This window comes from Streptomyces sp. NPDC060205 (genome assembly GCF_042728395.1).
Classification (GTDB): Bacteria; Actinomycetota; Actinomycetes; order Streptomycetales; family Streptomycetaceae; genus Streptomyces.
On sequence record NZ_JBHWZP010000033.1, the window covers coordinates 1,388 to 27,954 of the forward strand.

Sequence of the window (26,567 nt, forward strand, 5' to 3'; positions counted from 1 at the left end):
GATCCGGGCTACGAAGTCGCAGGTCATGCTGCACTCCACCATCGCGGACAGCAGCGGCGAGACGCTGCTGGCCACCCACCCGCGGGCGATCGGCCACGGGGCCCGTGTCGTCGAGGAGGCCCACTGGGACGGTCTGCCCACCGGCAAGGGACGCCGGACCACCACCAGCGATGTCCGGCCACGGCCTGGCCGTGAGTCTGCCCGGGGTCAGGAGACAGGGCCTTTGCAGGCCCTGCTGAACCGCACTGCGGCCACCCGCATCGAGGTCGGCCGCCGTCCGCTGTCGCTCTATGACGAACTGACCGGAACCCGCCCCTTCACCACCCGTCCGAGCACGAGGGAAACGTCTTGAGCGAGCTGGTCTCCACCCGCATCCGCAACACCGCCGGCAAGCTCGGCCTGCCCCACCTGGCCGAAACGATCAACGAGTACACCCGACGGGCCGACGAGGGCAAGATGGGCTACCTCGACTTTCTCGACCTGGTGCTGTCCGAGGAACTCGCCGTCCGCGACGACCGCCGCTTCCGCCAGGGCCTGCGGCTCTCCCGGCTGCCGCACCACAAGACGCTCGATGAGTACGACTTCTCGTTCCAGCCCGACCTCGACCCGCGCAAGGTCAAGGACCTGGCCACCCTTACGTTCGTCGACGGCAAGGCGAACGCCGCCCTGCTGGGACCGCCCGGGGTCGGCAAGACACACATCGCCGTCGCTCTCGCGGTCGCGGCCTGCCGGGCGGGCTACTCGATCTACTTCACCAGCCTCGACGACATGGTCCGCAACCTCAAAACCGCCGAGGCTGCCGGACGTCTGACGAACAAGCTCGGCACCTACCTGCGGCCCAGCGTCCTGGTGGTCGACGAAGTCGGCTACCAGCCCCTCGAACGAGCCGAGGCGAACCTGGTCTTCCAGGTCATCTCCAAGCGTTACGAGAAGGGCTCCATCATCCTGACGTCGAACAAGACCTTCAGCGAATGGGGCCAGGTCTTCGGCGACGAAGTCCTCGCCACCGCCATCCTCGACCGGCTCCTCCACCACTGCGAAGTGATCTCTATCAACGGCCCCAGCTACCGGCTCAAGAACCGCCTCAAGGCCATCGAGCGAGAGAACGACGTCGCCTGACAGCTGGGGACGTTCGTCCGTACCCGACTGGGGAGAAAAGTCCGTACGCCGACACCAGCACGATCATGACCGTCCGCGCCACCGTGATCCGCCGACTGACGCCAAGTCGGCTGCGCGGCCCCGATTCCAGAACGATCCAGCACGATGCGCCCGGACGGCCGCCCCCGCCCGTCACAGTCGCGACCGGATCATCAGATTCGCGTAGCTGCGCGCACCACGTGCAGGTGTCCTCCCCGCGGCAGTCGGGACGGGGTTCACTGCAGGCTCCGAAAGCTCCCATGACCGCCCAACGACGCACGGCCGACTGTGGCATCGGAACCCACTGTATGGCTGCTTGTCCTGACTTGCGCCGCACACAGTGCGGGTGTAATTGCCCTGTCGGTCGCGCCGTCACGGCCGTGGGCGGTCCGTCCTGCCAGGCCGGATCCATGTCAGCAGCACGGCGGGCCCTCGCTGAGGTGCAGCACCGGCCGGCCCGCGACACGGTGCAGGGTGTCGGCGAGGACCTCGGGCCGGTTCAGGGTGCCGGCGCCGTCGGGGGCGACGAGCCAGCGCAGCGGGCCCCACCGGTGATGCGGCGCGGGAGCAGTGACCCATGCCCCCTCGCCCGCGCAGCGCCCGCCGGTGCACAGACAGTGTGCTGTGGTGCCCGGCGGGACGAAGAACCCCACCTGGTGCCGCTGCGCATCCCACAGCACGGGGCCGGGCCGCAGCAGCGGCAGGTCTTCCAGCACGCCGGCGACCGGCAGCCCCAGCACCTCGGGAATGATGACGACATCCCACAGCCGCCCGGCGGGAAGCATCGTGATCCCGCTCATCCCCAGCAGCCACTCCCGTCTGCAGGCGTGCGGATCCTGCGACGCCGAGGCAAGCCACTGTGCGGCGCTCGAACCGTTCCACATGCCGCACCGTCCTCATCAGGGCCATCGTTTCCGGCTGCCCGCACTCTCCCGTGACCGGGGGAGCACTTCGGCCACGTCGGCGTGGCCGGCGCCGTTCGGATGACGCCCTCAGTGCATCGGGCGCGCCGCACGCCCGGCTAGCCACCGGATGCACTTGTCGCTCCATCGAGTGAACGCAGCGCACGGCCGGAAGCGGACACGGCGCGCACGCGCCCCGGCTCACATCCGTAGGCGGCCCGTCGGGATCGGTGGTCCGGATAAGCGCCTCTGACTGACGGCCTCACTGATTACTCGGGATACAAACCTGCCCCAGTGCGATGACCGGGGACGTTTACAACGTGTCCCGCTACGTCTACCAGCGCATGCCCACCTTGTTGAGGCCACACGGCGCTCCGCCCATGGATCTCGTCCGTGCACGTGTCTTGACGCTGATCAATGGGTGGGCGGATTGTGGCTGTTCGTGCAGTCCACCCCGAAAGAAGGGGCTTGTATGCCGTTTCCCTGGCGCTACCTGGCCTACGCCGACGGCTCGTTCTTCCGCATGGACAACATCGGCGGCCACCTTGACGCTTACACCGAGGTAGACCTCGCCCACATGGACGCCACCCGCCAACGGGACGAAGCCGAGGAGAGGAAGCAGGCCCGGCAGCCGTGCTCCCGCTGCGCAAGCCCCCTCATGCTGCACTGGCACGGCCCGTGGGGGACCGGCGTGTGGATGGAACTCTGCGAGGCCTGCGACGCCGGCCGTCCCGCCGCCCGCGCGTTCATCGACTGGCACCGCGACCCCGACCGGGACACCAACATCCTGCCGAAGCTGTTCGAGGACTGGGAGACCGAGACCATGCACGCCCTCGGCTGGTACCAGGCTGCCGAACCCGAAGCACCCGCCGCCCCACCCCTGCACTCCAGCCTTGTCCCACGCGGGAGAGGCTGAGCCAAGAACTGCCCCTCACTGTCAGTGGTCCCTGGAAGGATTAGAAGCGGGGCGAAACCGCTCTCACGGGACAGCAGTTGACGATGGAGACAACGCGCAGATGAGACTGGCACTGAACAAGGAGTGGGCCGTCGGCGCCCGCATCGGGGGTGGCGGCTTCGGCGCCGTGTTCGAGGCGGAGAACGCCGTCGGTGAGGAGGCGGCGGTGAAGCTCGTACCCAAAGCGCCGGGCACCGAGCGCGAGATGCTTTTCATTGATCTGGACGGCGTCCGCAACGTGGTGCCGGTCATCGACAGCGGCGAGCACGAAGACCAGTGGGTACTGGTGAGAGCCTGATTTGGAAGGCTCCTGCACGTAAGTGCTGGCCATTGGTTGCTGTCGATCTGGCGGGGGTCCGACGCTTCTGAGGTGGGGCCGGGTCCCGCCGTCGGCCGGAGAGAGCTGACGCCCCGGTGCCCTGTGGGGGTGGGTCGTATGCCCGCAGACACGGAGGTCGGGAGCGTCACGCGCACCCGGTACGAGGAGCTGGTCGCTCAGGACCGGAAACTGGTCCTGGACGAGACGAAGATCCAGTTCAAGATCGGGGACGACGCCGGGGAGATCGAGCCTCTGCGTCCGTGGGGCGGTTCCCACCCGGGCGATGAGGAGGAGCAGCGGGGGGTGCGCGAGACGCTGGAGACGTTTGCGCAGGACATCGGCATCTCCTACAGCCAGGTGCGGACCTACCGGTATACGGCCGCCAGGTGGCCGGCCGGGCAGCGGGCGGAGGGCGTGTCGTTCGAGATCCACCGCATCCTGGAGAAGCTGGAGGACCGCTTCGAGCGGATCGCCTCGCCGCCCCGGCACCCTCGCAGCGGAAAGCCGCGGTGGACCGGGGATGCGGCGAAGCGGCTGGTGGGCTGGCAGGTGGACACTCCGCGCTCCGTCCAGGAGAAGGTCGAGGCCATCCACGACCTGGCGCGCGATGAACAAGTTGCCGCCCGGGTGGCCACCGACTTCCTGCGCCGGCCCGCTGTCGCCTTCCACGCGGCCAACGACCGGACCGCCCGCCACCTGTTCAACAAGGCGCAGACCGACCGGGTCACGCAGTACGAAGAGGAACCCGTCGTCCCGCGGGAGGAGTCGCCGGTGGCGCCGGTGGTGCGCTCGATCGACCGCGCGCTGGAGTTCCTCGACATGGTGGGCGCCTGTCACAAGTTCATCGCGTCCACCAGCCGGCTGGTGCCGCTGTTCCGGGACCGGGAGCTGTCCGGGGACTCCCGCGAGGTGATCCTGACCAACCTGTCACGCGTGCGTGCGGCCTGCGACTGGGTGGAGCATGCCGTGTCCACGGGGGAGACCGACATGGACGAGGAGCTGGCCAAACTCCTGCGGGATGAGTAGCCGTGCCCCGCAGGTCACGCCGCCGCGGTGATGCCGCACGGGCGCATGCCCTGTGTCTGTGCCGCATCCTGCTGGAAGCCCGCCCGGCCGGACTGCACTTCCCCCAGCTCCGGGCCGCCTGCGAACTCACCCCCGCCCAGACCCGTTCCGGGCTCGCGATGCTGCGCGATCTGATCACCGAGCGCGGCTGGCCGCCGCTGATCTACACCCGCCACGAGGGCTACCAGTTCACCGCCGACCCTGTGGAACTGGAGATATACGAGACGGCCCGGGTGCGGGTGCTGCTCACCGAGGTCCGCCGCCTGGTCACCGGGACCATCGCCCCGCACGCGACCCTGGCCCCGGACGACAAGCGGATCCGGCACATCGTCACCCAGCTCAACGCGGTCGAGTCCACCCTCGACCTGATCGCCTGAAGAACATGAGGAAGGGGCCTGTGATGCGGCAGCGGTGCTATCCCTCGGACACCACGGACGCAGAATGGTCGATCATCGAGCCCCTGCTCCCTCCCCAGGCCTGGACCACGTTCCGCGGCGGCCGGCCCGAGAAGCATCCCCGCCGGGCCGTCTTCGACGCGATCCGGTACGTGTGCTTCGAAGGCTGTCGGTGGCGGTCCCTGCCCGCGGACTTCCCGCCGCCGCAGACCGTGTACGGGTTCTTCCGCCGATGGACCAAGTCCGGGGTGTGGGACACCATCCGCGACCATCTGCGGCGCGCAGTCCGCTGCCGGATGGGCACCTCCCCGCACGCGGTGGCCACCGTGCTCGACTCCCAGTCGGTCAAGGCATCAGCGACCGTCGGCAGGGACAGCCGCGGCTGGGACGGCGGCAAACTGATCAACGGGCGCAAGAGGCACCTGCTCACAGAGACGCACGGCCTTCCTCTGGACGTGATGGTCACCTCGGCCGGGCTCCACGACAGCAATCCGGCGAAGGAACTGCTGCTGCGGGCCCGGCGCCGGCACCCCGAGCTCGCCATCGTGTGGGCGGACTCGGCGTACCGGGGGCCGTTCACCGCGTGGGCCAAGTCTGAGCTGCAGCTCACCGTCCTCACCGTGAGCAGGCCACAAGGCGCCTCGGGCTTCGTCGTTCTGCCACGTCGCTGGGTCGTGGAGCGCGCATGGGCATGGGTGATGCACGCCCGGCGCCTTGTCAGGGATCACGAAGGGCTGACCGAAAGCGCCGAGGCGATGCTCAACCTCGCGGCCATCAGGCTGATGCTCCGGCGTCTCGCCCGCCCGGCCATCAGCCCCACTGCCGCCCGCCCCCGGCCGGGGCAGTCTCTGAAAGCAGCCTGAAGTCAGATCCATCGGACCGTACGGCTTCGGCGGCGAGTCAGGCGGTGGTGTCGTCGTGGTAGCCGAGCATGCGGGCCATCACGGGTGCGGGTGCCTGGAGGACGAGGTGACGGATGGCCGCAGTGCGTTCCCGCTGGGTGGGGACGACCAGGCGCCGGAAGTGGTGCTCAAGGGCAGCCGAGGTCATGGGCTGCCCGGCCGGGGGCCGGGGAACAGCCAGCGGACGTCGGGGTTGGTGGCGGTCATGGTGTTCGGGCGCTGATCGAGGTAGGTCAGCAGCAGCTCGCTGAAGGGCTCGGGGACAGGAGAGGGCGGTTCACCGAGGCGGACGAGAATCTCGCCTTGTTCCTGGAGGACATCGTCGGTGGTGAGCCGGGTGATCTGGGTGAGCGGCTGGGCTTCAGGGCTGCCGCGCTGGGGATCCCGGTACGCTGATTCCGTCTGTCTCTACCTGACAAAGATGTCGGGCCGAGCAGACGCCGGCCGCCTGGCCTGCCTCCCGGCCGACCGGCGACACCGCCGATCGGCCGTGGCAGATCCGAGTTGTCAGGTCCCTGTCGGTGGTGCGCTCATCGCTGCCGTCAGGAACGTGATCGCCCAGTGCCGGGCTGCCTCGCCCGCTACCGGGGGCAGGCAGGCCGGGGAGCGCTGCTGGTAGACCTCGACGCGGTCCACTGCCGTCACGGCGAGGATCCCCCGCATCCGGAACCGCAGTTCCTCCGGGGAAAGGCCGGGCAGTGCACGCCCGAAGGCCGCCAGGTAGCGCTCACGGACCGTGTCCTCGGCCGGACCGGTCCAGCTGCGCACCTCCTCGGCCGGATCGCTGAGGATCGTCATGATCAGCCGAGATGTCCGGGCACCGCCCTCGTCACCGGTCGGCATCTCGTCGAACAGCGGCCCCGCGAATGCCTCCACCAGTTCGGTGACCGCAGGGTCCGGAGTCCTGGCGAGCAGTCGGTCGAGCCCGGCGCACTGCGCGGCGTTGATGGGCTCGATCAAGCGGCGGGCGACCGTGGCCAGGAGTTCCGCCTTCGAGCCGAAGTGGTACCCGACGGCGGCCAGGTTCGCTCCTGCGAGGTCGGTGATCGCGCGGACCGAGGTGCCGCGGTAACCGCGCTCGGCGAAGAGGTGTTCGGCCGCGTCAAGGATCTGGGTGCGGGTGTCACGTGGCGCCATGCCTGCGTACACTACAGACGTTTGATTCAAACGAACGTATGACTGAAACGAACGTACGAAAAGGGTTGCCATGAAACTGCTCGTATACGGCGCCGGGGTTCTCGGCAGCCGGTTCGCCGCCCGCCTGTATGAGGCCGGGCTCGACGTATCACTCCTTGCCCGGGGTGAGCGCATGGACTCCCTGCGCCGACACGGCGTGCAACTCGCCGAGGAAAACAGCACTGTCATCAAGCGGATACCAGTCCCAGTTCGCGAGCACCCGGCCGGCGGGTACGACTTGATTGTTGTCCTCGTCCGCACCCATCAGGTGGACGCGGTGCTTGAGTCACTGGCAGGTCTCGAAGGCGACGTGCTGTTCCTGCACAACTGGGCGGCCGGCCCGGAGCCGCTGGGCGCGGTGATCGGCCATGAGCGGGTGCTGCTTGGCTTCCCCGCAGACGGCGGCACGATGGACGGCGACGTGGTCCGCTACCGCGCGACCAACTTCATGACCCGCCGGGTTGCGATGCCGATCGGCGAACCCGACGGCCGGACCACCCCGCGACTCGAACGGATCGTGGAGGCGTTCCGCACCGCCGGGGTCAACGCCAAGGCCGAGCCGAAGATGGATGCCTGGCTCAAGACGCACGCCGCGTTCGAGGTGCCACTCGGGCAGGCGGTGCACACGGCGGGTGGCCCGGCAGCGCTGGCCGACGATCCGGACGCGGTCCGCGACATGCTCCGCCTCATGCGGCAGAACCTGGCCGCCATGCCGGCGCCGCCGGTCCCTCGCGGGTTCGCTGCGTTGCGGACCCTGCCGGAAGGACTGCTCGTGGCCACGCTGCGGCGCTTCCTGCGAAGCCCGACGGCTGTACACAGCGGACTCAGCGACGCCTCGCCCGCGACAACGGCCGAACTCGCGCGGCTGGCCGAACAGATCCGCGCCCATACGAAAGTCCGGTAGGCGACAGGCGGCTGCGCCTCCTCGGCCGGATCACACGTGAGTGCTGCTCTGGCTCTGTTCCGGGCACTCCTCGGCCGCCGGCCCCGCCCGCTACACCTGCGCCTCGACCCGGCGCCCTCACCCGCTGACCGGCCCGACCAGCGTTACTCGTCGTCGGCGGCGTCCGGATCGCGCAGCGGGCGCAGAGCCCCGGGCAGCTCGGGGAGTTGGAAGGGATACCGGCCGAGCATGTTGATGTGATGGCGGACGAACGGAGAGGCGGGCCATGTCCTCGTCGCGGACGTCGAACCCGTCCTCTCGCAGCTGCGTGACGGCGGCGTCCATGTACCGCGTGTTGTAGAGGACCAGGGCGTTGAGGACCAGGCCGAGTGCGCCGACGAGCAGCTCGAACCAGTCGTTCCACCCCGCGCCGTCGTAGCGGGACCGCACCACGTCCAGCGCGCGGTCGGCGGACGCCCCCGCCGCGGTGTCACCGAGCACGCGGTGCACGCTCCGCAGGACGACAACCGTGCCGGCCACTCCCGCGTAGAAGCCGCTGTCCTCCCAGTCGGAGACCGCGGCGGCGACGCTGCGGGCACCGCGCAGCGCCAGGTCCGCGTACCGGTCGTCGCCGAAGTGCCGCAAAGCGTCGAGGAGCGCCGGCAGCACCCCGGAACTCCCGTTGTACAGAATCGGTGTGGTCCGGTCGTCGGCGATGGTGTCCGGCCAGGCCACACCGTCGCCGGTCTCCCCTGCGGCCTTCACCAGCCATTCGAGGGCTGCGGCCGCAAGCGGCTCCACGTCATTCGACGCACCCGTGATCATCTGCCCAGCGTTCCACAGCACTGAGCCACCCCACGACCCACATCAAGCCGTCTCCGGCTCGAAAACTCCCCGATGCCGTGATCGGTTGAAGAACATAGGGCAGCAGCATCCACGGGCCAGCGCTTAGGTGTAAGTACCTTTCAATTCAGGTTCTGATGCCCCGTGCCGAGAAGTCCCTGCGCGACCACTTCCAGGAGCACGGCCGGCTGTCCCTCAACGAGGCGGTCGCCGTCCTGTCCGACGTCGCCGAAGCGCTCGCCGATCTCAAGGACCGCGAGGTCGTCCACCGCGACCTCAAGCCCGAGAACATCCTGCTGCTCGGTGGCCGCTGGTGCCTTGCCGACTTCGGGATCGCCCGCTACGCCGAAGCCACCACCGTGAAACACACCTTCAAGCTCCACGGCACCTTCGCCTACATGGCCCCCGAACGCTGGAACAACCAGCGGGCCACCAGCGCCAGCGACATCTACGCGCTGGGCGTTCTGGCCTACGAGCTCCTGGAGGGCACCCCGCCCTTCACGGGACCGTACGAGCACGACTACCACGACCAGCACCTGCACGGAGCCCTGCCGCCCCTCACCGCCGCTCCGCCGCTCTTGGCGGCGCTGATCACCGAGTGTCTCTTCCGGGCCCCGCAGGGCCGTCCTGCGGCCGGCAACGTGCTTGCCCGGTTGGGGTAGATCCCTGCGGCCCCGCTCTCCGGCGGGCTGGCCGCGCTCGCGCAGGCCAACCAGGCCGTAGTCGCCCGTCAGGCCGAAGCTGACCGCCGGGCGTCGGCGCATGCCACTGAAGCCGACCGGCGCAAGGCCCTGCGCGAGGCCGCCACGACGTCCTTCTCCTTCATCGCCGACGCCTTTCTCACGAATCTCACGGTCGCCGCCCCGAGCGCGGAGGTCCGTGCGAACAATCAGGGAGGGTGGACCGTCCGGATCAACAACGCCCAGTTGACCCTGTCCGGACTGAGGGAGACCACCGAGGTCCCTCCGACGCCATTCGACGTCATCGCCTCCGCGACCCTTTCTCTGAAAGCACCCATCAACAGCCGCGGTTACGAAGGACGCAGTCACTCCCTCTGGTACGCCGACGCCCAGACGACAGAGCAGTACCAATGGTTCGAGACCGCTTTCATGGGCACCCCGATCGGACCGCAGTCGACGGGAGTAAGGCCCTTCGCACTGGCTCCACAAAGCGACGCTGCCACTGCTCTCCGCCCGGTGATCGGCGGAGCCCAGCTGGCATGGCCCTTCACGCCTTTGGTTGTCGCGAACCTTGACGAGTTCATCGACCGATGGGCGACCTGGCTTGCCCAAGCAGCAGACGGGCGACTCAGCCACCCCATGCGGATGCCCGAGCGTAATCCGCAGGGTTCCTGGAGGCAATGAACCCTGACCCAGCAGTGCCAGTCCGCGCATCTCATGCCGGAATTTCGAGCCTGTGACCCATTCGAGCCCAAGGCCGGCGACCCCATGTCGCCCGATGACTGCTGATCAGATCAGCGAACCCTCCAGCGGTAGCGGGCCCCTGGGAGCCAGACATCACCTCAGGGGCCCGTGCAACGACACCGCGTCCGTGTGCCGTATCTGCGCTGGTGGTCAGATGCTAACGATGTCGAGCAACTCCTGGAACCGACGGTTCACGTGCTCGTTCTTGCACGCTCGAAGTACAGATGGTTTGTTCTGGAGACCTTCCACGGCTTCCTTAATCCCACCGCGACCATCCTGGAAGAACTGATCAATTAGACGTCAAGGGCCGCGCCGATGCCTTCACCAGAAAACGCACTCGATACGACTACCTCGGCTACACCTACCTACGCCGGCCCGTACCGCAACGAGCCCGGCGACCCGGTCTACGACGTCGACGCGCGGTAGGGACTCACGCCATACGTCCGCCACCGCCTCGCCGTCTCTCTCGCGAACGTCTCCAGCCTCGTACTCCGAGGATGCATGTAGACGTAGCGGTCGGCAGCGCGGATCTGCACGATGTTGATTTGGTCTATGAGGGCCCGTGGGATGGTGCTGCCGATGTTGTTTCTTGTCAGGGCCAGCAGATGGCGGGGAGTGATGGGCAGCACGATGGAGTGTGCGTCACCGATGGCCATGTTGTACGCCCAGGGCCTGGTATCTGTACGCACGGCCACCGCTGGATTGTCGCCGACCAGGAACTGCCCGCTCTCCGGCGTCAGCGCATTCAAGTGCCAGTTCGAGACCATGGCGCGCGCCTTGTTGAAGTCACGCTCGATGCTGGAGCGAAACAGTGCGCCTGTTCCGTAGTCCTGAGTGACCTCGGACTGCTCGACGAGACGCTCCGCGAAGGCATCGAGGGCACCTTCGCCGGCCAGGTGCAGCCCGGTCTGCCGCAACGCCTCACGCCGCAGCGGCTCCGGGAAACGCCCGACAGCCTCACCGCGGACCTTCAGGCGCACAGTCTCGAACGCGGTGGTGTACACACTGCGATAGTGGTGTGACCGCACATAGTGCAGCACGATCAGGTCACGCAGAGTCTCAACGTGCAGGGGGTCAGCGAGTGGCGTGCCCGCGTGCACAGCCGCGAAGGCGGCGGGAGCCCGCCTCTCCACGGAATTCCACAGGTCCTCGGCAGACGCGGGATCGTAGGCGATGAAGGCGTCGGCCCAGCCGCACGCCCGGGTGCTCTTCAGCTTGTTCGGACGTTCTGGGTAGCGCACATCGACGGGACGCACCTGAGGGCCTCGGTTATCCGGCCCGGCCACGGTGAACTGCTTGAGCAGGACCTGAGACACCAGGTGCTGCTGCCGGGGTATCTGGGCTGCCTTCACGCGCCCGATTCTGCCAAGCGTTCGGCGTACGGCGCCAAGAATTTGTCTTCCTTCAGTTACGAGTGATAGTCAAGACCTGTGGATGAGGCGTAGGGCGCGGATCGTTCCTTGGCTTCGTGATGCCGGCGGCCGGTGTGTGTTGGCTCAGTCCCTGGTCGGTTCGACGCGAATGGGATCGGATCCGCCGAGGTAGAGCATGTACCCCGCGTACTCCATATCCACGTCTATCCTCTCCGGTGGTACGGCGTAGAGTCCTGCGGTGGGTGCGGAAGCCCAGCCGAGGTTGCGTGGAGGGTGGTATTCCTCGTAGTGCCCCACGTAGAGCCTGGTCGGCGGGATGGACACGACGCAAACGTCTCCAGCGCTGACGGTGGGAGTTGCCGGTTCGAGAAGGAATGGGCTCCATTCCTGATGGGAATCGTCATACGGGAGCGCAACTTGCCCGTTCCATCGGAAAGTGGAGGAATTGTCGATCGCTCTCCATGGCCATTCCAGTGTGATGTAGCGATCTACCCCGACCACCCGAGCGGCTGCCGGCTCACAAGAGACAATCACTTGGTCGCCGATCCGAGGAACCATGTCTGATCACCTTCGTTCCGGTGGTGGATACGGGAGGGGGCTCATCCTCCCGCTTACGCGGCTTGCTCCTGGCACTCGACCAGGATCCCACTCCCGAACCTCGCGCCAGCCCGGACCAGGGGCCCCAGGTGCGCTCCCGTGATCGCCCGCCAACAGGCCTGCGCGGACTCGACCAGCTTGCACACCATCGCCAGGGCCGCGGCCTGACTGCCGGCCCCGCGGGTGACCTTGGAACGGAGCGTGATTGTTGGGAACGTCGACTCGATCGGGTTCCTGGTCCGCAGAGGGATCCAGTGCTCGGCCGGGAAGTCGTAGAACGCCAGCAGTTCCTCGGCATCGTCGGTGATCTTCGCGACGGCCTTGGGCCACTGCGCGCCGTAGGTCTTCTCGAATGCCTCGGTGGCCTTTTCGGCGTGTGCGCGGTCTTCGGCGTTGTAAATCTCCTGCATCGCCTTCGTCGCACCCGGCTGTGCGGACTTCGGAAGGGAGCCCGTGCCGCTGCGGGCCTTGTGGACCCAGCAGCGCTGGTGCCGGGCCGCCGGGAACACCTCGGCCAGCGCCTTCCACAGCCCCATCGCGCCATCGCCGACGACCAACTCAGGATCGCGCATGCCGCGCCGGCGGCAGTCGCGCAGCAGGTCGGCCCACGACTCGGTGGACTCGCGCAAGCCCTCGGCCAGCGCGATCAGCTCCTTGGTGCCGTTCAGCCGGACGCGGAGCAGGACCAGCACACGCGGTGAGTGCGGGTCGGGCGGGCTTTGGCTGGTTAGGTTCCGCGGTAGGTTCTTCCTGCTCGTCGGGGGAGGTGGGTGGGTGTGTCGTGGGGGGTGGCGGTGGTTTCGGCGGCGAGGTGGAGTTCTGCCCGTACGGTTGCGGTGGTCAGGTCGAGGGACAGGGTCCGGCTGCATCTGTTCAGCCAGTGGGTGAGGGTGCTGCGGCTGAGGCCGAGTTCGGCGGCGGCGGGGGCGGTGCGGCCGCGGTGGTTGAGCCAGCAGCGCAGCGCGATGCGCAGTGGCCGGTCGAGTGGTTTGAGCAGGGCCCGGGCCCAGCGCAGAGCCTCGTCGGCGGTGAGGAGCTGGGCGGGTATCGGGGGCTGGGGAGCCAGGCGTGCCCACGCGTCGGCGGCGGGGGAAGTGGTCGGGGCGCGCAGGGCGAGCAGGAGTTGTGCCTGGATGGTGGGGTGGTCGAGTTCGGCGGCCAGGAGTGTGCCGATGGTGCGCAGCCGGGTGCGGACGGTGCCTTCGGAGGTGCCGAGTACGGATGCGGCGACGTGGGCGGATCCGGACCGCAGGCAGGCCTCCAGCGTCCGGTGCTGCTCACGGGTGAGGGGCGCGAGGAGGGCGGCGGCCCAGGGGGTGAGCCGGTCGGCGGGCACGGTGTGGAGGAGCCCGTGTGGTCCCCGGAAGGGGGCTGTGGAGGCGACGGTGCCGGCCGTGGCGTTGTGGCGTGCGTTGCCTGCTTCGGCCCATGCGGTGGCGGCCATGTCCAGCGGTGCGGGGTCGGAGGCGCCGGCGGCCAGTTGATGCCGGTTGGCGATGTCCGCGACCAGTGACCGGGGCGCCCCGGGGTCATGGCCCGGGCTGTGCAGGGCGACGACTGCCAGCTCGTTGCCCTCGCGGTGGACCAGCAGGCGGGGGCCGGCGGGGGAGAGGCTGGGGTGTGCGGTGCGCCAGTAGGCCTGGTAGGCGGCGTGTGCGGTCGGGCCGGACAGGCGGAACACCGTGGTGTGGGTGACAGCGGTACCGCCGCCCAGCACGTCGGTGGCCAGCTGCGGCTGCCCGCCCAGCAGAAGGCGCAGGACGGCGGTGTGCAGTCGCTGCTCGGCGTGGTGGGTGTCCTCGGCCCGGTGGATGCGGGCGCGCATGGTGAGGAGATCGACGGTGGTCGCCACGATCACATCGGTCCGGGCTGCGGGCGAGGCCGGGCCGGGACTCATGACAAGCACACCTCCCGCCATCTTGCGGATCGTCAGGTGCGGGTAGAGCTGGGGGTAGACAGCGGCCCGCGCCCCCTCGGGACCGGCGGCGGCCGGGGTGCTGCAGACGACGTCACCGGTGAGGTCCACCAGGACGGCCCAGCCCTCGGCCAGGGCTGCGGCTTCGGCCAGCAGCTCGGCGTCCGAGTGGGCTGCGGCGCGGGTCAGGCGCCGCATCACCTGATACCGGCTCACCTTCACCGGGGAGTCGGGCGCGGGCCGTGTGGTGCCCGGTTTCATGAGATGCGGGCTACCCCGCCCCAGCCCGCGCGGTCGGTGAGGGTGCCGGTGGTGGCGTCGGGACGCCAGCGCGGCCAGCTCGTGAACCCCGGCTCGACCAGTTCGGTGCCTGCGAAGAGCTCCACGGCCACCGACGGCTCACGGAAAATATACGGAATCGCCCCGGAGTTGTTGTATTCGTCCTGTACCACCTGGTGGTCGGCGTCCGCAGCGGTGGAGTGGCTCAGGGACAGGTAACTGCCCGCGGGCAGCTGCTCGATGAGCCGGCGCACCAGGCCGCGGGCCTCGTCCCAGTCCACGATGTGTCCCAGCACGTCATTGATGACCAGAGCAATGGGCCGGGACATGTCGAGTGTCTTGGCCGCGCCGGTTAAGACGGTGTCGGTGTCGCGCATGTCCGCCTGGACGTAGGCGGTGGCGCCCTCGGGGGTGCTCGTGAGCAGGGCGTGGACGTGCAGCAGCACGATCGGGTCGTGGTCGATGTAGACCACCCGGCAGTCGGGCGCGATGCGCTGGGCGACCTCGTGAGTGTTGTTGCTCGTCGGCAGCCCGGCCCCCAGATCGATGAACTGCCGGATGCCCTGCCGGGCGAGGAAGGCGGTGGTGCGCCGCAGGAAGTCCCGTGACTCCCCGGCGAACGGCACAATATGCGGGTATTTGCTGCTGTAGGCGTCACCGGCGGCCTGATCGGCGGGGTAGTGGTCCTTCCCGCCCAGCCAGTAGTTCCACACCCGGGCACTGTGCGCAACGGACGTGTCGATCTGCTCAGATGGACGGGTCGGCTCGGTCATGACAGCACTTCCTTCGACTTGTTGGGATGAGGTGCGACCACACAGGTGTGGTCCAGCAGCACGTGATACGCCGACACCGCCTGCAACCCGCTCAGGACCTCCGCGCTCCCGCGCAGGTCCCCCTCACGGACCACATGGTCAGGAATCCCCGGCACATCGACCCGGTACAGCGTCACCGCCGGCATACCGGTCATCGCATGACACGGACCATCCAGCGGATGAATCTGCAAGGTCACATCAGGGCGCTCCACCGCCGCCCGCAACGCCCTTTGCTGCTCGGCCATCACCCCCGCACCACCGACAAACGTCCGCAGCGCCGCAGCGGGCATGATCGCCCAGATGCGCGTCTTCTGCAGGCGCAGCCGCTCCTGGCGCTCCATGAGCAGTTCGGTGCGCCGGTCCCGGTCGGCGGGGGACAGGTCGGGTCTGCGGATGTTCTCGACGGCGCGGGCGTAGGACGGTGTACGCAGCAGCGCGGGAATGAGGGCCGGCTCCCACACACGGATGATCCGGGTCGCGGACTCCACGCTCATGAGATCCAGCTGCCACGCATCCATGACGGAGCGCCACGGATGCCACCAGCCTGGGAGGTTGGCAGTTGCCAGCTGCCCGAGGAACGCCTCCATTTCGGCAGCGCCCGCACCGTACGCCGTCAGCAAGGTGTGGACCTGGCCCTCATCCAGAGACGTCTCAGCCTGTTCGATGCGGCGGACAGTTGCTACATGAGCTCCCAGCACAGCGGCGGCCTCAGCTCGGGACATTCCTGCCGCCTCCCGCAGAGTTTTCAGCCGGGTGGCGAGAACCAGGTGCGCGACGGTCCTCCCAGACCTCTCGCGAGCCACAGCAACCCCTTCCGGCACTTTCTGCAAACTGCTGGTAATGCAAACCTTGTACCTTGCAATCTCTGCGCACAACCCTTTGAGTATCTCTAACTCGCCGCGATCACCGTCGAGTTGCTGGCCGGGATGCCGCGAGCGCGTGGCTGACCGCCGAGCGCTCTGCCTGTGCACGCGTCGTCAGGCCGGGCGCGCAGTGGAGCAGTTGTACTCGATACCTACAGCACATGATCGAAAGGGCGGAGAAGAGGCGTGATCTGCGACAGGCGCTCTAGGGAGAGTGAACTGTCAGCAGGGACAAGCGCATTTGGATTCGGGTGGGTGGCTGTTCGCGCTCACGGCTCAGCTACCACAGCCTTAACCGTCTGCAAGCCCGCACGACATAGCACGCACAGAGGCGGCCGCCCCGATGAAGGGGGCGGCCACCTGAGGACTCGTCCGAGTCCAGCACCACCAGGAACGGACCCATCCATACCGGGGTGCTCCGGTCGGCGTGTTAACGGCACGCCGCCGCGCTCAGGATAGACCGGCCCACGCGCAGGATCGAGAGGTTCTGTGCTCTCCGGTTGGTTCCTGGGCTCCCGGGGCTCCCGCCCCACAGAGAGTCGTTGCCATGCGCACTGCACTCGAACGTATTGCGGGCAGGTCCCTGCCTGCGAGTCCCGCCGGCTCGGTCTGGCGGCCCATCCGCCCCCGGGCCAGCCTCCTGATGAGGCCCCCGATCGGCTCCATCCGTTACCGCCTGGCGGTCTGACAGGACGCCGGTCCGCACCCCTGGTCCCCGGTCGGCCGATCCCTGACGTGCCGACCGGGCCGGGACCGAAGCGCGCTGTGCACCTTCCGGCGTAAGCCTGCTGCTATCTGACGCCCTGCAGGCCTGCTTCGGTCACCCGAGGGTGCCGTCGTCCCCCGCGACGGCACCCTCACCCCCTGACCACGCGCCTCATCCGGAGCCGTCGTGACGCTTTCCCCTGCCCATACCGCACCACCACCTGCAGCGGCGGCCACCGCCCGCACCCCCTGGCCGACCTTGATCTGGGTGCTGCTCATCGGCACGTTCCTGATCCGCAGCGCCGGTTTCATCTACCCCTTCCTCGCCTACCACCTCGCCGACCGCGGCGTGGAAGGCACCTGGGCCAGCATCGTGCTCGCGCTTTTCGGCGCCGGCTGGCTGACCGGACAGGTCGTGTGCGGGGCCGCCGCCGACCGTCTCGGCCGCCGCGCCACCCTCGTAGGCGCCATGACCGGCGCGACCGGGGTCTTCGCGGTTCTCGCCCAGACTCACGGTCTGGCTGCGCTCGCGGTGTCCGCGTTCCTTGCCGGTGTCTGCTACGACGCGCCGCGCCCGATCGTGTCCGCGCTGATCGCGGACAGCGTGCCGGACGAACCCACCCGCGCGAGAATCGCCGGCTGGAGGTATTTCGCCGTGAACCTGGGCGCCGCCTGCACCGGCGCCGTCGGCGGCCTGCTGACCGAGGCGTTCGGCACCACTCCGCTGTTTTTGACCAACGCCGCCGCGTGCGCCCTGTTCGCGGCCGCCGCCTGGCGTTTCCTGCCCGCCCGCACGAGCCCCCCGGCACCCGTCGGCGGGACCTATCGGGCCGCGTTCACCGACGTGCGCCTGATGCTGCTGTGGCTGGTCAGCGTGTGCGCGCTCATCCCCGTCGCCGCCTTGTACTCGGTGCTGCCGGTGATGATGGCTCAGGACCACCTTCCCGCCAGCGCCTACGGCTTCTCCCAGGTCGCCGGCGCGATCGCCGTGCTGATCCTCTCCCCGCTGCTGAACCCGTACCTGGCTCGCCGCGCCACCGGCAACCGGCCCATGGTCGGCCTCCTGGCCGTCAGCGCCGTCATCCTGGGCGCCGGCATGGGCTCGGCGGGACTCACCTCCCACCCCGCCGGCTACGCCGCAGCCGTGATAGCCGCTGTCCCGGGCGAGATCGTCGCTTTCGTCGCGGCCTCCAACGTCGTCAACCTGATAGCGCCCGCCCACTCCCGCGGCCTGTACGCGGGCGTCTGGAGCTCGACGCTGGCCGTCGCCGTGATCGGCGCACCGCTCCTGGCGAGTTGGGCCCTCAGCACCGGGGCCCATCCGTTCGTTGCGCTGGTCCTCACGGCGTGCGGTCTGACCGGCGCTGCCATCTGCCTGCCGCTGTCCGCCCTGGTCCACCGTCCACGACCGCCCGCCACGGCCCCGCCGCTCCCGCAGCTGGTCCCCGCCGCGCAGAAGACCGGCTGAGCCTCTCGCTTCCTGCTCTCACCTGGAGGTTTGCTGTGCCCATTGATGCTCCGCTCGTCCTGATCGGCATCGGCGACAGTGCTGCCTACCGCAAGGACACGCTTGGTTCCATCGCGGCCAGGCACCCGGTCATCGCCGTCGACCGGGTAGTGCCCGACTGGGCCCGCCCGTACCTGACCCGCACCATCCACGCCGACCTGACCGACACCGCGGCGGTGACGGCCGCCGTCGGCAAGTACGCCATCGACCATGCGGTGGGCGGGGTGCTGACCTACATGGAGCACCATGTGCAGACGGCCGCGGTGCTGGCGCAGCAGCTGGGGCTGCCGGGCAGCAGCCCGCAGTCCATGGCCGCCTGCCGTGACAAAGCCGTCTCGCGCCGTCTGATGGCCGAGCACCAGGTGCCGTCCGCCCGTTCGGTGCAGGCCAGCACGCCGGAGTCGGCTGCCGCTTTCGCGGATCTGATGGGCTATCCGGTGATCGTCAAACCGCGGTCGATGGCGGGCAGCGCCGGCGTCATCCGCGCCGACAGTGCGCCCGCCGTCCGGGAGGCCTTCGACCGGGCCGGCCGGGCGTCCGTGATGGACCTGCACCGCTACGGGCCCGCCGGGGTCCTGGTCGAGGAATACCTCAACGGTCCGGAGATCAGCGTGGAGACGGCCGTGCTCGGTCCGGGCCGGGTGCGGATGTTGGCCGTGACCCGGAAACTGCCCGCCCCGGCGGGCACCACGCAGGAGTACGGGCACCTCGTCGACGCCCGCGATCCCTTGCTCAGCGACCCGGGTCTGACCCAGGTCATCGAGGGTGCTGTCGCCGCGCACGGCATCACGCTCGGCGTGCTGTGCATCGAGGTGAAACTCACCCCCGACGCCGGGCCGCGCATCGTCGAGGTCAACGGCCGCCTGGGCGGAGACCTGCTTCCCCTGCTGGTGAAGCGGGCCCTGGGCATCGAGCTCCCGCAGATCGCTGCGGATCTGGCCACCGGTGTGGTGCCGCGGCTGCGGCCGGTCCTGCAGCGGGCCGCCGCCATCGCATTCGCCTACCCGGACACCTCCGGCATCCTCCACCGGCTGTCCGTGCGGCCCGGCCGGGAGCACCTGACCGGCCTGGAACGCATGGTGCTCACCCGCACGCCCGGCGCGCGCGTGTCCGCGCCGCCGCAGGCCACGCTCGCCGACCGGCTCGCGCACTGGGTCGTCCTGGGCTTCGGCGCCGACGAATGCCGGGCCCGCCTGGCCCAGGCCGCCCACCTGCTCGACGTCCACATCGACCAACACGCGCACACGCCCGCCTGCACTACCTGACCTCCCCCCTGCCCCCTACACCGATGTCCCTGCCCCTGCCTCTCACGTTCTGGAGTCGTCCGGCATGTCTGTTTCCACCGTGCTCGTCCGCCCGGGCCGCCACCGCGGCCTGCCCGCGGCCGTGGCCATCGTCGACCCCTGCCCGAGCGCCGACTACGCGCGTGCGCTGTCGCGCCGCGACACCCTCGCGGTCGCCGTCACCACCCCCCGCAGCCCTGCCGGGATACGCCCGGCCGCCGAGACGACCGGCTACAGACACACGGTCGTGCACTGCGGGGGCCTGGCCCGCACCAGCCGCAGGCTGCGCGCTCTGGGCGTGCGCGCGGTCCTGGCAGGCAGTCCGCTCGGTATCATCCTGGCCGAACGCCTCGCGGCCGAGCTGCACTTACCCGCCGATCCCGCGACCGTGCTGCGCCGCTGTGACCGCGGCGAACAGGCCCGCGTCCTGGCCCAGGCGCAGATCAACGTGCCCTGCACGTGGCGCAGCGAGGAGCTGTCCACGGCGCTGGCCTGGTGGCGGATCAGCACGCTGCCCGCGGTGCTGTTGCTGCCGGCCGCTGTCGGGGTGCCCGCCGTGCCAGTGGTGTGCCGCAGCAGCGGTGAGATCGCGGCCGCATGGCGGCAGATGCGGCGCACCGCCCACCTGTACAGCGGCAGCCGGCATCTGATTGCGCGTCATCACCTGCCCGGCCGCCGCTACACCGTGCACAGCCTCACCCGCCCCGCGGCGGCCCCCGGCAGGGAGCCGGTGCACACGGTCACCGACGTATGGGCGCACGCGCACACCCCTGCCGGCATCCTGGCCCGCGTTGATCTGCTGCCGCGGCATGGCATGCTCGCCCGCGCTCTGTCCCTGTACACGCTGCGCGTCCTGCAGGTCCTCGGCCTGCGCGCGGGGCCGGCGCGCTGCCACCTGATCTATGAGCCCGAACGGGGCCCGCTGCTGCTGTCGGCGGCCGCGGCGGCGGAAACCTCGCCCGCCGACCAGGCACTGCAGACGGCGACCGGCATCGACCGGCTCGGCGGCGCGCTGGACACCGTCCTGCCTGCTGCGGCGGCCGCACCCGTGCACGCCGCTGCCCGGGGGCATGTGGTGCGGGTCCGTCTCAATGCCCGCCGCGGCGGCACCCTGGATCCGGACCATTTCGCCGTCCTGCGTGCCCTGCCCACCGTCGTGCACCTCACCGACACGCTGACGCCCGGGGCTTTGGTGCAGCAGACGACCTGCAGCCGGTCCGCGGTGGGCGAGGTGGTCCTCAGCCACCCGCGTGCGCAGGCCGTTGAGGCCGACTACCAGCGCATCCGCCGCCTGGAAGCAGGCGGCCTCTACACATCGGGTGGCAGCCGATGAACCTGCCCGCCGCCCCCGCAGCCTGCTTCGGCCCGGTCGTCGGCGCCAGTTCCTCACGGCTGCAGCGGGCGTTGCGCGGCGCCCGGCGCCTGGACCGGTGCGCGCTCATCCTCAGTGCGGTGGTGGGCTTCCCGGACCGGCTGACCTGCCGCTCGGTGCTGCATCTGCTGGCGCAGAGCGCGGACCTCGTCCAACTGCGCATCCCGCACCTGGACATGGTGCGGGACGGGCTGGCCATGCGGCAGGCGGCACGCACCGCCCTGCAGGCCGGTTTCCGTATGCCGGACGTGTTCGCTGGCGCCCGGGAGCTGGTCAGGGGGACCCGCGCGGCCGTGCTGATCAGCTCGCACTGGCAGCCCGTCCACGACTACGGCGCCGCTCGGTTCGCCCAGCACGCCGCAGACGTCGGCGTCGACGCCGTCCTCATCCGCGACCTGCCCCTGGACCATGCCGGCCCCTGGCGGGCCATCGCCCGCACAACGGGCCTGGGCACCATCCCTTTACTGACCCCGACCACCACCCCCCACCGGCTGGCACGCATCGTCGGCCACGCCACCGGCCTCATCTACGCCCCCGCCACCACGGGGCTGACCGGCAACGCCGAGCCCGTCGGCCCGCACCTGCCGGACCTCACCAGCCAGGTCCGCGCCCTGACCTCGCTACCGGTGGCGGCCGCGACCGGCCTGTCCACCCCCGACCAGGTACGCACCGCGGCCGCCTGGGCGGACGCCGTCGTCGTCGGCTCCGCCATCATGCGCCGCATCCAGGCCGAACCGCAGACACCGCTCGCCGCAGCGGCGGCCGCCGCGCGGGATTTCGCCGCCGCCCTGTACCCCAAAGCCCCGTGACCATGACCGGCCGATCGGACCTGACGGTGCCGCACACCGTCCGCACCCACCTCGGCGCCGACGCCGGGACGATCCTCACCCGGCACTGGCCTGCCCTGTATGCGGCCGATCGTCAGGCGCCGCCGTTCCAGTCCCCGGGATGGCTGGACGGCGCCGTGCGGCTGCTGCCCGCCACGGCTACTCCGGTGATCCTTGCGGCGATGACGGCCGGGAGCCGGATCATCGCCGCCCTCGCCCTCGCGCGGTACCGCAACCAGCGGCGCACACGGTTCGAGCCGCTGTCCGCACCGCCCGCCACGCTCACGTACCTCATCGGCCCGCACGCCGAACGCGACGCCGTTGCGGAGGCGTTCGCGCTGCATCTGCTGCTCCTGCAGGAAACCGGCGCCGACGTCATGCTGCCCGGACTGCGCACCGACACGGCGTTCGGCCGTGCCGTGCAGGCCATCTGCCCCGACAGCCTGCCCACCGGAGCATCCCCACCAGCGGCGCTGACGCTGCCGTTTTCCTTCGATTCCCTCGCCCCGAGCCGGCAGCGCGCCCATGCCCGCCGTTGCCGGCACTGGGCCCAACTGGCCGCCACCCACACGATCACCTACCGGCGCTCCCACCATCAACGCGCTCTGCGCGCCGGGTTCAAGGTCCTCACCGCCCTGCACCAGGCGGGACAGGCCCGCCACCGGGGCCCCGGCACCGCCGTGCCGTGGCGTGCCGTGGCGCCGACCCTCGGGGCAGCCGGCGAGTTCGTGGCCGACCTGCACGTCGACACCACGCCCGTCGCCGCACAGCTGTGCCTGACCCGCGGCCACGCCTGCTACAGCGTCGAGCAGGTCACCCACCCCGGCTACCGGCATGTCGCCCCCGGCCACGCCCTGCTGCGCCACCTGCTCGACGACCTCACGCAGGAGGGCTTCCACACCCTGCATCCCGGCTGCGGACCGGCGGCCTCGGCTGCACCCGGTCCTCCCATCCGGCACGCCGCCTGACAACCACCACCGCACACACCACCGTTCGGAGGATTCCTGATGAGAACCCCGCCACGCCACCGCATCGCCTGCGCCCTCGCCACCGCCGCAGCGCTCACCCTGCCCGCCGGCTGCGGCCTGCCGGACAACCACGATGATCCGCACGACACCCGCCGCACCACCGCAACGGCCCCCGCTCCCGCCCGGAAAGGCGCCGTGACCCGGGACGAGGCCAAGGAGATCCTCGCCCGGTACGTCTCCGTCAACAACTGGTCCAACGCCATGCAAGGACGCAGCACATCACCCTCTGCACAGGCCAGACGACTGCTCGCCGCGGTCGAGGGCGGCCAGTTGCTGGAGCAGTCGGTCGCCGACTACAAGACCTGGCGCACCCGCACCGTTGCCGAGCGCAAGAAGTACGCCGCCCCCTTCTACTACGTGGAGCCCGTCGTCTACGTCCCGGCGGGGGAGCGATGGTTCGCCACCGAGGTGAAGGTCGACCGCACCGGCTGGAAGGGCCTGCTCATCTTCGACCAGGCGGACGACAAGGGATGGCGCAACGTCGCCACGGTCGCCCTGGGGGACAACAAGAGCGCCCGGCTGCCCGCACCGATCGCGACCGACCGTGCGGGACTGGCCACGGCCGTCAACCCCACGACACGCAGCGGAAAGCTGGCCCCCAACCAGGTCGCCGACGCCTTCGAGGACCACTTCGTCACCGGCGGGACCGGTGCCGGACAGGCCCTGGCCTCCAGCGCCTCCACCAGGGCCGCTCTGAAGGTCTACAAGGAACGCAACCAGAACAAGGACGCCCGAGTGGCGACGAAGTCCTTCAAGCAGCGCGACGCCCGCCACCAGCAGATCTACGCGCTGAAGCTGCGCGACGGCTCCACCCTGGCCGTCGTGCCCTCCGCGCACGACCAGCACTTTGTGCTCAAGGAGGAGTTCTTCCTCCGCGCGAAGATCGTCCCGAACAAGGAAGAGGCCGTCTTCAACCCGGCCAGACGCATCGCCGTGATCGACGAGTTCCAGGGCATGCTCCTGGCCCACCTACCCACCAGCGGCAAACCGAGGATTCTCTCGCACGAGTTCCGAATGGTGGACTCGCAATGACCCCGACGCGGCCTGACACCACGCGTGACGGCGACAGCGACCGCGGCTTCACAGCGTCGTACCCCGTACCCGCGTGGTTGCGTGGCCCTGTACTGCTGCCGCACGTCCCCGCCGTCCTCGGTGAGACGGCTTTTCCGGCGCCTGGTCCGCTCCGCCACGAGGTGGCGCCTGCCGAGGCGGACGACACCTAGACAGCAGACAGGGGCGGAGGCGACGGCGTGCCGGCCGTCTGCTCCGCCCCTCACGCCACCCGCCCGGGTCCCACCGGGCCTGTGGCCAGGACTTCATCTGCCGGACCGGGGCTGCAACCCCTAGATCCAACCGAACACACTTCTGACAAACCACCAGACCGTCACCGGTCTTGTGCTGCCACGGGGCGCACCCGCGACAGGAGTTACGATGCCCGACTCCCTCCCCACCCGGCACACCGAGCCGCAACCAAACTCGCGCGCCCCCAACTGCCGCTCGCAGTCGTCGATGTCAGCGCCCCGCTTCGCTTTGATCGTCGACCGCGGCGAGCAGGAAGTGCGGGCCACCGGCTCCCGGCGGCTGCGCCGCGCCGCCGACTTCCTCGCCGCCGCCCACTACATGGTCCGCTTCCACCCTCAGGCGGGAGTCACCACACTGCGCCTGGCGGCCGCGTTCGCCGCCCGCGCACACCGCAACCGCGACGGCCACATCGCGTTCAACATCATGTCGACCACCGCCGAGCTCGGCGTCAGCCGCCGCACCGTCCTCAACCACGCCCGCTACCTGCGCGAACTCGGCCTGATCGCCTGGGTCGAGCACGGCTCGAACCGCAACGCACTCCGCGCCCGGCATGGCACCGCCTGGCGGCCCGGCCACGGCTACCGCGGCACCGCCACCCTCTACGCCCTCCTGGCCCCACCCCACTGGGACCGGGCCCAGGGGCACCGCATCCACGGCCGCGGCTACCGGGCCCGCCTGATCGGCTACACCCCAGCAGGCCGCACCCGCGCGACCGCCGCAGCCCGCCGTGCCACCCGCCTCTCCCGGAGGCGCCGTCGAGGCCGGGAGCGTTGCACCCCTTCTGTTGCTCCCACCTCACGCTCCACTCGCCTGCAGGAGGGTAAGAGAGATCTTGACTACACGCGCCCCGCGCGTCCCGCGCGACACCGTGCATCCTTCACCGCGGGCCAGTGCGCCGACGCGATCACGCTCACCGAACGGATGCAGCGCGAGGTGTGGTGGCTGCACGGAACCTGCTCCCGGCGCGTTGCCTACGCCCTGCGCCCCCTCATCCGCCTCGGGTGGATGTGGCAGGACCTCGCAGACGAACTGGCCTGCTGGGGTGCTCCCCCGCGCCTGCGCGATCCTGCCGCTTACGTCCACCACGAGATCGCCCGCCGCGGACGCCGCGGTGAACTCCCGCCCGCCGGGCAACTGGCTGCGGACGCCCCGCCCGTCGATGACGACGGACAGCGCCACCAGGCCATGCTCCGCGAACGTTTCCACCGCCACGATCCCGCCTGGCAGCACTACACCCGACAACTGCGCCCCGACCTGCGCGCACAGCTCGCCACGGCCCGGAAGGACCGCCGCTGGCAGGCGGCGGCAGTGCCGGTGTACCGGCCGGTGCTGCGCGAGGACGAGGAGACCTTCCTCGCCTCGTTGCCGACACAGACGTGGAGTGATGCCCCCACTCCGCGGCAGATTTACGCCGCCCGCGCCCACCGACGCCCGCCTGCCCGCGGCCAGCGCACGCGCGAATCGGACCTCGACTGGAAGCGACGCTTGCAGGACGAGGCCGAGGCCGTCCGTGCCTGCGAGGCTCTGGGCAGGAGGCTGGCGTTTCGACCGCAAGTCGGAGCAGGACGCAGAGATCGTCTGCCTGTGGAAAGGAGCGGACATGAGCGCGCACGGGCCATGAGGATATGTGCGGAGGAGGCCACGCTGTGACTGCTGGCCGGAAACCCGATCGCGAAGGGCGCCGGAATGGTCGCTCTGACGCTTGGGGGCTGTCCGCCCGGGTGGTCGCGGGCTTTGAGTGTCGCTCTGCTGTCGTGTGAACTCGCGACTCGCGTGCACCGGCGTACCGGCCGGACCGCCGCCGGTAGTCGAACATCATGATGATCCGGGCCGCGCCCTTCGGGCGTACTCGCCTGGAACACCTGGCTGCTCTCGGAAGCCTTTCCTGCTCGTCCGCCGCGCCGGCCTCGGATGGCGCGGCAGTGATCGGTCTCTCCGAAGTAGGTGGAGAAGCCGGCGCGTTTCCGATCGAGCCCATCCGCCATCTGGCCTGGGTGACTGAGGTTCTGCCGGGCTGCGGCGAGCAGGGCGAGTCGCCTGCCATGGGCATTGTCCAATCGGACGATCGCGAGAGCTGGCAGAAGGTCGGCGAGGAGGGCAGCGTTGCTGTGGTCGAACGCAATGTGCCCGACACAGAGGAGAGGTTCTCCTCCATGGCAGTGCAGGGCTGCTGGGATTCATCTCGTAACCGGGCAGCGAATCCCAAGAGCAGTCCATTATTGGGATCGCATCCTCCGTGAGGATGCCCTGTGGTTGAGCGGCCGCAGAAACTGGTGGGCTTCTGCGGCCGCGTGCCGCTCAGTGAACGGGTGGGGACGATCGACGGAGCATGAAGGAAACTGAACGTCCTGCGCTTGGGTCGACCTCGGGTGTGGGCATGGTGCTGTCGCCCTTGATCAGTTTGGCCCCTTCTTGAGTGGCAGTTGTCACGCCTGCCGAGAAAGCAACTGCCAGGATCTCTGCCAGCATGCTGTTGGCCCCCGCCTGCGGGAATGGCGTGATCGCGGAAAAGGCTTGCTCGCGATCGTGGAGCCAGTCCTGTTCTGCCGTCACGGTCAGCCACTCTCCGTCGGATTGGATGAGCACTTTTGCCGAGCCCAGAGTCAGAGCTTCGGTGGCGATCATCCCAGCCAGTTCGATCGGATCGTAGCTGCCCAGACGGAAAAATCTACTTTCGTTCTTGAGCAGAAAGTCCATCGGGTC

General features: G+C 69.5%; 25 protein-coding genes and 3 pseudogenes. 17 read left to right on the top strand and 11 right to left on the bottom strand.

Annotated elements, in window-relative coordinates; genetic code table 11:
* Both ACFWGJ_RS08565 and istB read left to right on the top strand, forming a co-directional pair.
* A pseudogene (locus tag ACFWGJ_RS08565) lies at positions 1–352 on the top strand (IS21 family transposase); the annotation flags it as partial.
* Positions 349–1,119: an IS21-like element helper ATPase IstB gene (gene istB / locus ACFWGJ_RS08570; protein WP_387321858.1), complete on the top strand. Its 771-nt coding sequence runs from the start codon at positions 349–351 to the stop codon at positions 1,117–1,119. The pseudogene ACFWGJ_RS08565 and the gene istB, both read left to right, overlap by 4 nt.
* A gap of 431 nt (positions 1,120–1,550) precedes the next feature.
* Here istB and ACFWGJ_RS08575 read toward each other — a convergent pair whose 3' ends face one another.
* Positions 1,551–1,937: a hypothetical protein gene (locus ACFWGJ_RS08575; RefSeq protein WP_387321860.1), complete on the bottom strand. Its 387-nt coding sequence runs from the start codon at positions 1,935–1,937 to the stop codon at positions 1,551–1,553.
* A gap of 574 nt (positions 1,938–2,511) precedes the next feature.
* Here ACFWGJ_RS08575 and ACFWGJ_RS08580 point away from each other — a divergent pair.
* From ACFWGJ_RS08580 to ACFWGJ_RS08600, 5 genes are all read left to right on the top strand, one after another.
* Entirely contained in the window at positions 2,512–2,955 is a 444-nt protein-coding gene (locus ACFWGJ_RS08580) for a DUF6300 family protein (protein WP_387321861.1), read from the top strand.
* 100 nt (positions 2,956–3,055) lie between these two features.
* Positions 3,056–3,292 (top strand): hypothetical protein, encoded by a 237-nt coding sequence (locus ACFWGJ_RS08585; protein WP_387321862.1) that lies wholly within the window; start codon positions 3,056–3,058, stop codon positions 3,290–3,292.
* 138 nt (positions 3,293–3,430) lie between these two features.
* Positions 3,431–4,339: a DUF6192 family protein gene (locus ACFWGJ_RS08590; RefSeq protein WP_387321863.1), complete on the top strand. Its 909-nt coding sequence runs from the start codon at positions 3,431–3,433 to the stop codon at positions 4,337–4,339.
* Between the two features lie 2 nt (positions 4,340–4,341).
* Positions 4,342–4,755, top strand: coding sequence for a RacP protein (locus ACFWGJ_RS08595; protein WP_387321864.1), 414 nt, complete (start codon positions 4,342–4,344; stop codon positions 4,753–4,755).
* 5 nt (positions 4,756–4,760) lie between these two features.
* Positions 4,761–5,636, top strand: a complete 876-nt coding sequence (locus tag ACFWGJ_RS08600) for an IS5 family transposase (RefSeq protein WP_387321865.1) — start codon at positions 4,761–4,763, stop codon at positions 5,634–5,636.
* Between the two features lie 37 nt (positions 5,637–5,673).
* On the opposite strand, the gene ACFWGJ_RS08605 is transcribed toward ACFWGJ_RS08600, so the two are convergent.
* Both ACFWGJ_RS08605 and ACFWGJ_RS08610 read right to left on the bottom strand, forming a co-directional pair.
* A complete protein-coding gene (locus ACFWGJ_RS08605) occupies positions 5,674–5,823 on the bottom strand; it encodes a hypothetical protein (protein ID WP_387321867.1) in 150 nt (49 codons plus the stop codon).
* Positions 5,824–6,182: 359 nt separating this feature from the next.
* Complete coding sequence (locus tag ACFWGJ_RS08610; protein WP_387321868.1) at positions 6,183–6,812, bottom strand: TetR/AcrR family transcriptional regulator; 630 nt, start codon at positions 6,810–6,812, stop codon at positions 6,183–6,185.
* A 70-nt stretch (positions 6,813–6,882) separates the two neighbouring features.
* On the opposite strand from ACFWGJ_RS08610, the gene ACFWGJ_RS08615 reads away from it, so the two are divergent.
* Positions 6,883–7,755 carry a ketopantoate reductase family protein gene (locus tag ACFWGJ_RS08615; RefSeq protein ID WP_387321869.1) on the top strand — a complete coding sequence of 291 codons (873 nt, stop codon included), beginning with the start codon at positions 6,883–6,885 and terminating at the stop codon, positions 7,753–7,755.
* A 143-nt stretch (positions 7,756–7,898) separates the two neighbouring features.
* Here ACFWGJ_RS08615 and ACFWGJ_RS08620 read toward each other — a convergent pair.
* Positions 7,899–8,559 (bottom strand): annotated as a pseudogene (locus ACFWGJ_RS08620) (Tn3 family transposase).
* A gap of 155 nt (positions 8,560–8,714) precedes the next feature.
* Between ACFWGJ_RS08620 and ACFWGJ_RS08625 the strand changes: the two are divergent.
* Positions 8,715–9,239: a serine/threonine-protein kinase gene (locus ACFWGJ_RS08625; protein ID WP_387321870.1), complete on the top strand. Its 525-nt coding sequence runs from the start codon at positions 8,715–8,717 to the stop codon at positions 9,237–9,239.
* Positions 9,240–10,405: 1,166 nt separating this feature from the next.
* On the opposite strand, the gene ACFWGJ_RS08630 is transcribed toward ACFWGJ_RS08625, so the two are convergent.
* The 6 genes and pseudogenes from ACFWGJ_RS08630 to ACFWGJ_RS08655 all read right to left on the bottom strand — a co-directional run bounded on the left by ACFWGJ_RS08630 (position 10,406) and on the right by ACFWGJ_RS08655 (position 15,780).
* Positions 10,406–11,353, bottom strand: a complete 948-nt coding sequence (locus ACFWGJ_RS08630; RefSeq protein ID WP_387321871.1) for a DUF4238 domain-containing protein — start codon at positions 11,351–11,353, stop codon at positions 10,406–10,408.
* A 144-nt stretch (positions 11,354–11,497) separates the two neighbouring features.
* Complete coding sequence (locus tag ACFWGJ_RS08635; protein ID WP_387321872.1) at positions 11,498–11,698, bottom strand: hypothetical protein; 201 nt, start codon at positions 11,696–11,698, stop codon at positions 11,498–11,500.
* Positions 11,699–11,985: 287 nt separating this feature from the next.
* Positions 11,986–12,663 (bottom strand): annotated as a pseudogene (locus ACFWGJ_RS08640) (IS256 family transposase); the annotation flags it as partial.
* A gap of 35 nt (positions 12,664–12,698) precedes the next feature.
* Positions 12,699–14,147, bottom strand: coding sequence for a helix-turn-helix domain-containing protein (locus ACFWGJ_RS08645; protein ID WP_387321873.1), 1,449 nt, complete (start codon positions 14,145–14,147; stop codon positions 12,699–12,701).
* The gene (locus ACFWGJ_RS08650; RefSeq protein ID WP_387321874.1) at positions 14,144–14,938 is read right to left on the bottom strand and encodes an SAM-dependent methyltransferase; all 795 of its coding nucleotides are present in this window, start codon (positions 14,936–14,938) and stop codon (positions 14,144–14,146) included. Before ACFWGJ_RS08650 ends, ACFWGJ_RS08645 begins: the two co-directional genes overlap by 4 nt.
* A complete protein-coding gene (locus tag ACFWGJ_RS08655; RefSeq protein WP_387321875.1) occupies positions 14,935–15,780 on the bottom strand; it encodes a helix-turn-helix domain-containing protein in 846 nt (281 codons plus the stop codon). The genes ACFWGJ_RS08650 and ACFWGJ_RS08655 overlap by 4 nt, the downstream gene beginning before the upstream one ends.
* Before the next feature lie 952 nt (positions 15,781–16,732).
* Between ACFWGJ_RS08655 and ACFWGJ_RS08660 the strand changes: the two genes are divergently transcribed.
* The 8 genes from ACFWGJ_RS08660 to ACFWGJ_RS08695 all read left to right on the top strand — a co-directional run bounded on the left by ACFWGJ_RS08660 (position 16,733) and on the right by ACFWGJ_RS08695 (position 26,104).
* Positions 16,733–18,013 (top strand): MFS transporter, encoded by a 1,281-nt coding sequence (locus ACFWGJ_RS08660; RefSeq protein WP_387321876.1) that lies wholly within the window; start codon positions 16,733–16,735, stop codon positions 18,011–18,013.
* Between the two features lie 35 nt (positions 18,014–18,048).
* Positions 18,049–19,317: an ATP-grasp domain-containing protein gene (locus ACFWGJ_RS08665; RefSeq protein WP_387321877.1), complete on the top strand. Its 1,269-nt coding sequence runs from the start codon at positions 18,049–18,051 to the stop codon at positions 19,315–19,317.
* Positions 19,318–19,381: 64 nt separating this feature from the next.
* Positions 19,382–20,668, top strand: coding sequence for a hypothetical protein (locus tag ACFWGJ_RS08670; protein ID WP_387321878.1), 1,287 nt, complete (start codon positions 19,382–19,384; stop codon positions 20,666–20,668).
* Positions 20,665–21,516: a tryptophan synthase subunit alpha gene (gene trpA, locus ACFWGJ_RS08675; RefSeq protein WP_387321879.1), complete on the top strand. Its 852-nt coding sequence runs from the start codon at positions 20,665–20,667 to the stop codon at positions 21,514–21,516. Before ACFWGJ_RS08670 ends, trpA begins: the two co-directional genes overlap by 4 nt.
* A 2-nt stretch (positions 21,517–21,518) precedes the next feature.
* Positions 21,519–22,502 carry a GNAT family N-acetyltransferase gene (locus ACFWGJ_RS08680; RefSeq protein ID WP_387321880.1) on the top strand — a complete coding sequence of 328 codons (984 nt, stop codon included), beginning with the start codon at positions 21,519–21,521 and terminating at the stop codon, positions 22,500–22,502.
* 39 nt (positions 22,503–22,541) lie between these two features.
* Positions 22,542–23,594: a hypothetical protein gene (locus ACFWGJ_RS08685; protein ID WP_387321882.1), complete on the top strand. Its 1,053-nt coding sequence runs from the start codon at positions 22,542–22,544 to the stop codon at positions 23,592–23,594.
* 399 nt (positions 23,595–23,993) lie between these two features.
* Complete coding sequence (locus ACFWGJ_RS08690; protein WP_387321883.1) at positions 23,994–25,514, top strand: hypothetical protein; 1,521 nt, start codon at positions 23,994–23,996, stop codon at positions 25,512–25,514.
* A gap of 167 nt (positions 25,515–25,681) precedes the next feature.
* Entirely contained in the window at positions 25,682–26,104 is a 423-nt protein-coding gene (locus ACFWGJ_RS08695) for a hypothetical protein (RefSeq protein WP_387321884.1), read from the top strand.
* A gap of 58 nt (positions 26,105–26,162) precedes the next feature.
* Here ACFWGJ_RS08695 and ACFWGJ_RS08700 read toward each other — a convergent pair whose 3' ends face one another.
* Positions 26,163–26,561, bottom strand: a complete 399-nt coding sequence (locus ACFWGJ_RS08700; protein ID WP_387321885.1) for a hypothetical protein — start codon at positions 26,559–26,561, stop codon at positions 26,163–26,165.
* Between the last annotated feature and the right edge of the window lie 6 nt (positions 26,562–26,567).

Bases quoted from the DNA above. Each gene is read 5' to 3' on its own strand.
- ACFWGJ_RS08575 (WP_387321860.1), bottom strand. From the start codon at position 1,937: ATGAGCGGGATCACGATGCTTCCCGCCGGGCGGCTGTGGGATGTCGTC.
- ACFWGJ_RS08580 (WP_387321861.1), top strand. From the start codon at position 2,512: ATGCCGTTTCCCTGGCGCTACCTGGCCTACGCCGACGGCTCGTTCTTC.
- ACFWGJ_RS08585 (WP_387321862.1), top strand. From the start codon at position 3,056: ATGAGACTGGCACTGAACAAGGAGTGGGCCGTCGGCGCCCGCATCGGG.
- ACFWGJ_RS08590 (WP_387321863.1), top strand. From the start codon at position 3,431: ATGCCCGCAGACACGGAGGTCGGGAGCGTCACGCGCACCCGGTACGAG.
- ACFWGJ_RS08600 (WP_387321865.1), top strand. From the start codon at position 4,761: ATGAGGAAGGGGCCTGTGATGCGGCAGCGGTGCTATCCCTCGGACACC.
- ACFWGJ_RS08605 (WP_387321867.1), bottom strand. From the start codon at position 5,823: ATGACCTCGGCTGCCCTTGAGCACCACTTCCGGCGCCTGGTCGTCCCC.
- ACFWGJ_RS08610 (WP_387321868.1), bottom strand. From the start codon at position 6,812: ATGGCGCCACGTGACACCCGCACCCAGATCCTTGACGCGGCCGAACAC.
- ACFWGJ_RS08615 (WP_387321869.1), top strand. From the start codon at position 6,883: ATGAAACTGCTCGTATACGGCGCCGGGGTTCTCGGCAGCCGGTTCGCC.
- ACFWGJ_RS08625 (WP_387321870.1), top strand. From the start codon at position 8,715: ATGCCCCGTGCCGAGAAGTCCCTGCGCGACCACTTCCAGGAGCACGGC.
- ACFWGJ_RS08645 (WP_387321873.1), bottom strand. From the start codon at position 14,147: ATGAAACCGGGCACCACACGGCCCGCGCCCGACTCCCCGGTGAAGGTG.
- ACFWGJ_RS08650 (WP_387321874.1), bottom strand. From the start codon at position 14,938: ATGACCGAGCCGACCCGTCCATCTGAGCAGATCGACACGTCCGTTGCG.
- ACFWGJ_RS08670 (WP_387321878.1), top strand. From the start codon at position 19,382: ATGTCTGTTTCCACCGTGCTCGTCCGCCCGGGCCGCCACCGCGGCCTG.
- trpA (WP_387321879.1), top strand. From the start codon at position 20,665: ATGAACCTGCCCGCCGCCCCCGCAGCCTGCTTCGGCCCGGTCGTCGGC.
- ACFWGJ_RS08680 (WP_387321880.1), top strand. From the start codon at position 21,519: ATGACCGGCCGATCGGACCTGACGGTGCCGCACACCGTCCGCACCCAC.
- ACFWGJ_RS08685 (WP_387321882.1), top strand. From the start codon at position 22,542: ATGAGAACCCCGCCACGCCACCGCATCGCCTGCGCCCTCGCCACCGCC.
- ACFWGJ_RS08690 (WP_387321883.1), top strand. From the start codon at position 23,994: ATGCCCGACTCCCTCCCCACCCGGCACACCGAGCCGCAACCAAACTCG.
- ACFWGJ_RS08695 (WP_387321884.1), top strand. From the start codon at position 25,682: ATGATGATCCGGGCCGCGCCCTTCGGGCGTACTCGCCTGGAACACCTG.
- ACFWGJ_RS08700 (WP_387321885.1), bottom strand. From the start codon at position 26,561: ATGGACTTTCTGCTCAAGAACGAAAGTAGATTTTTCCGTCTGGGCAGC.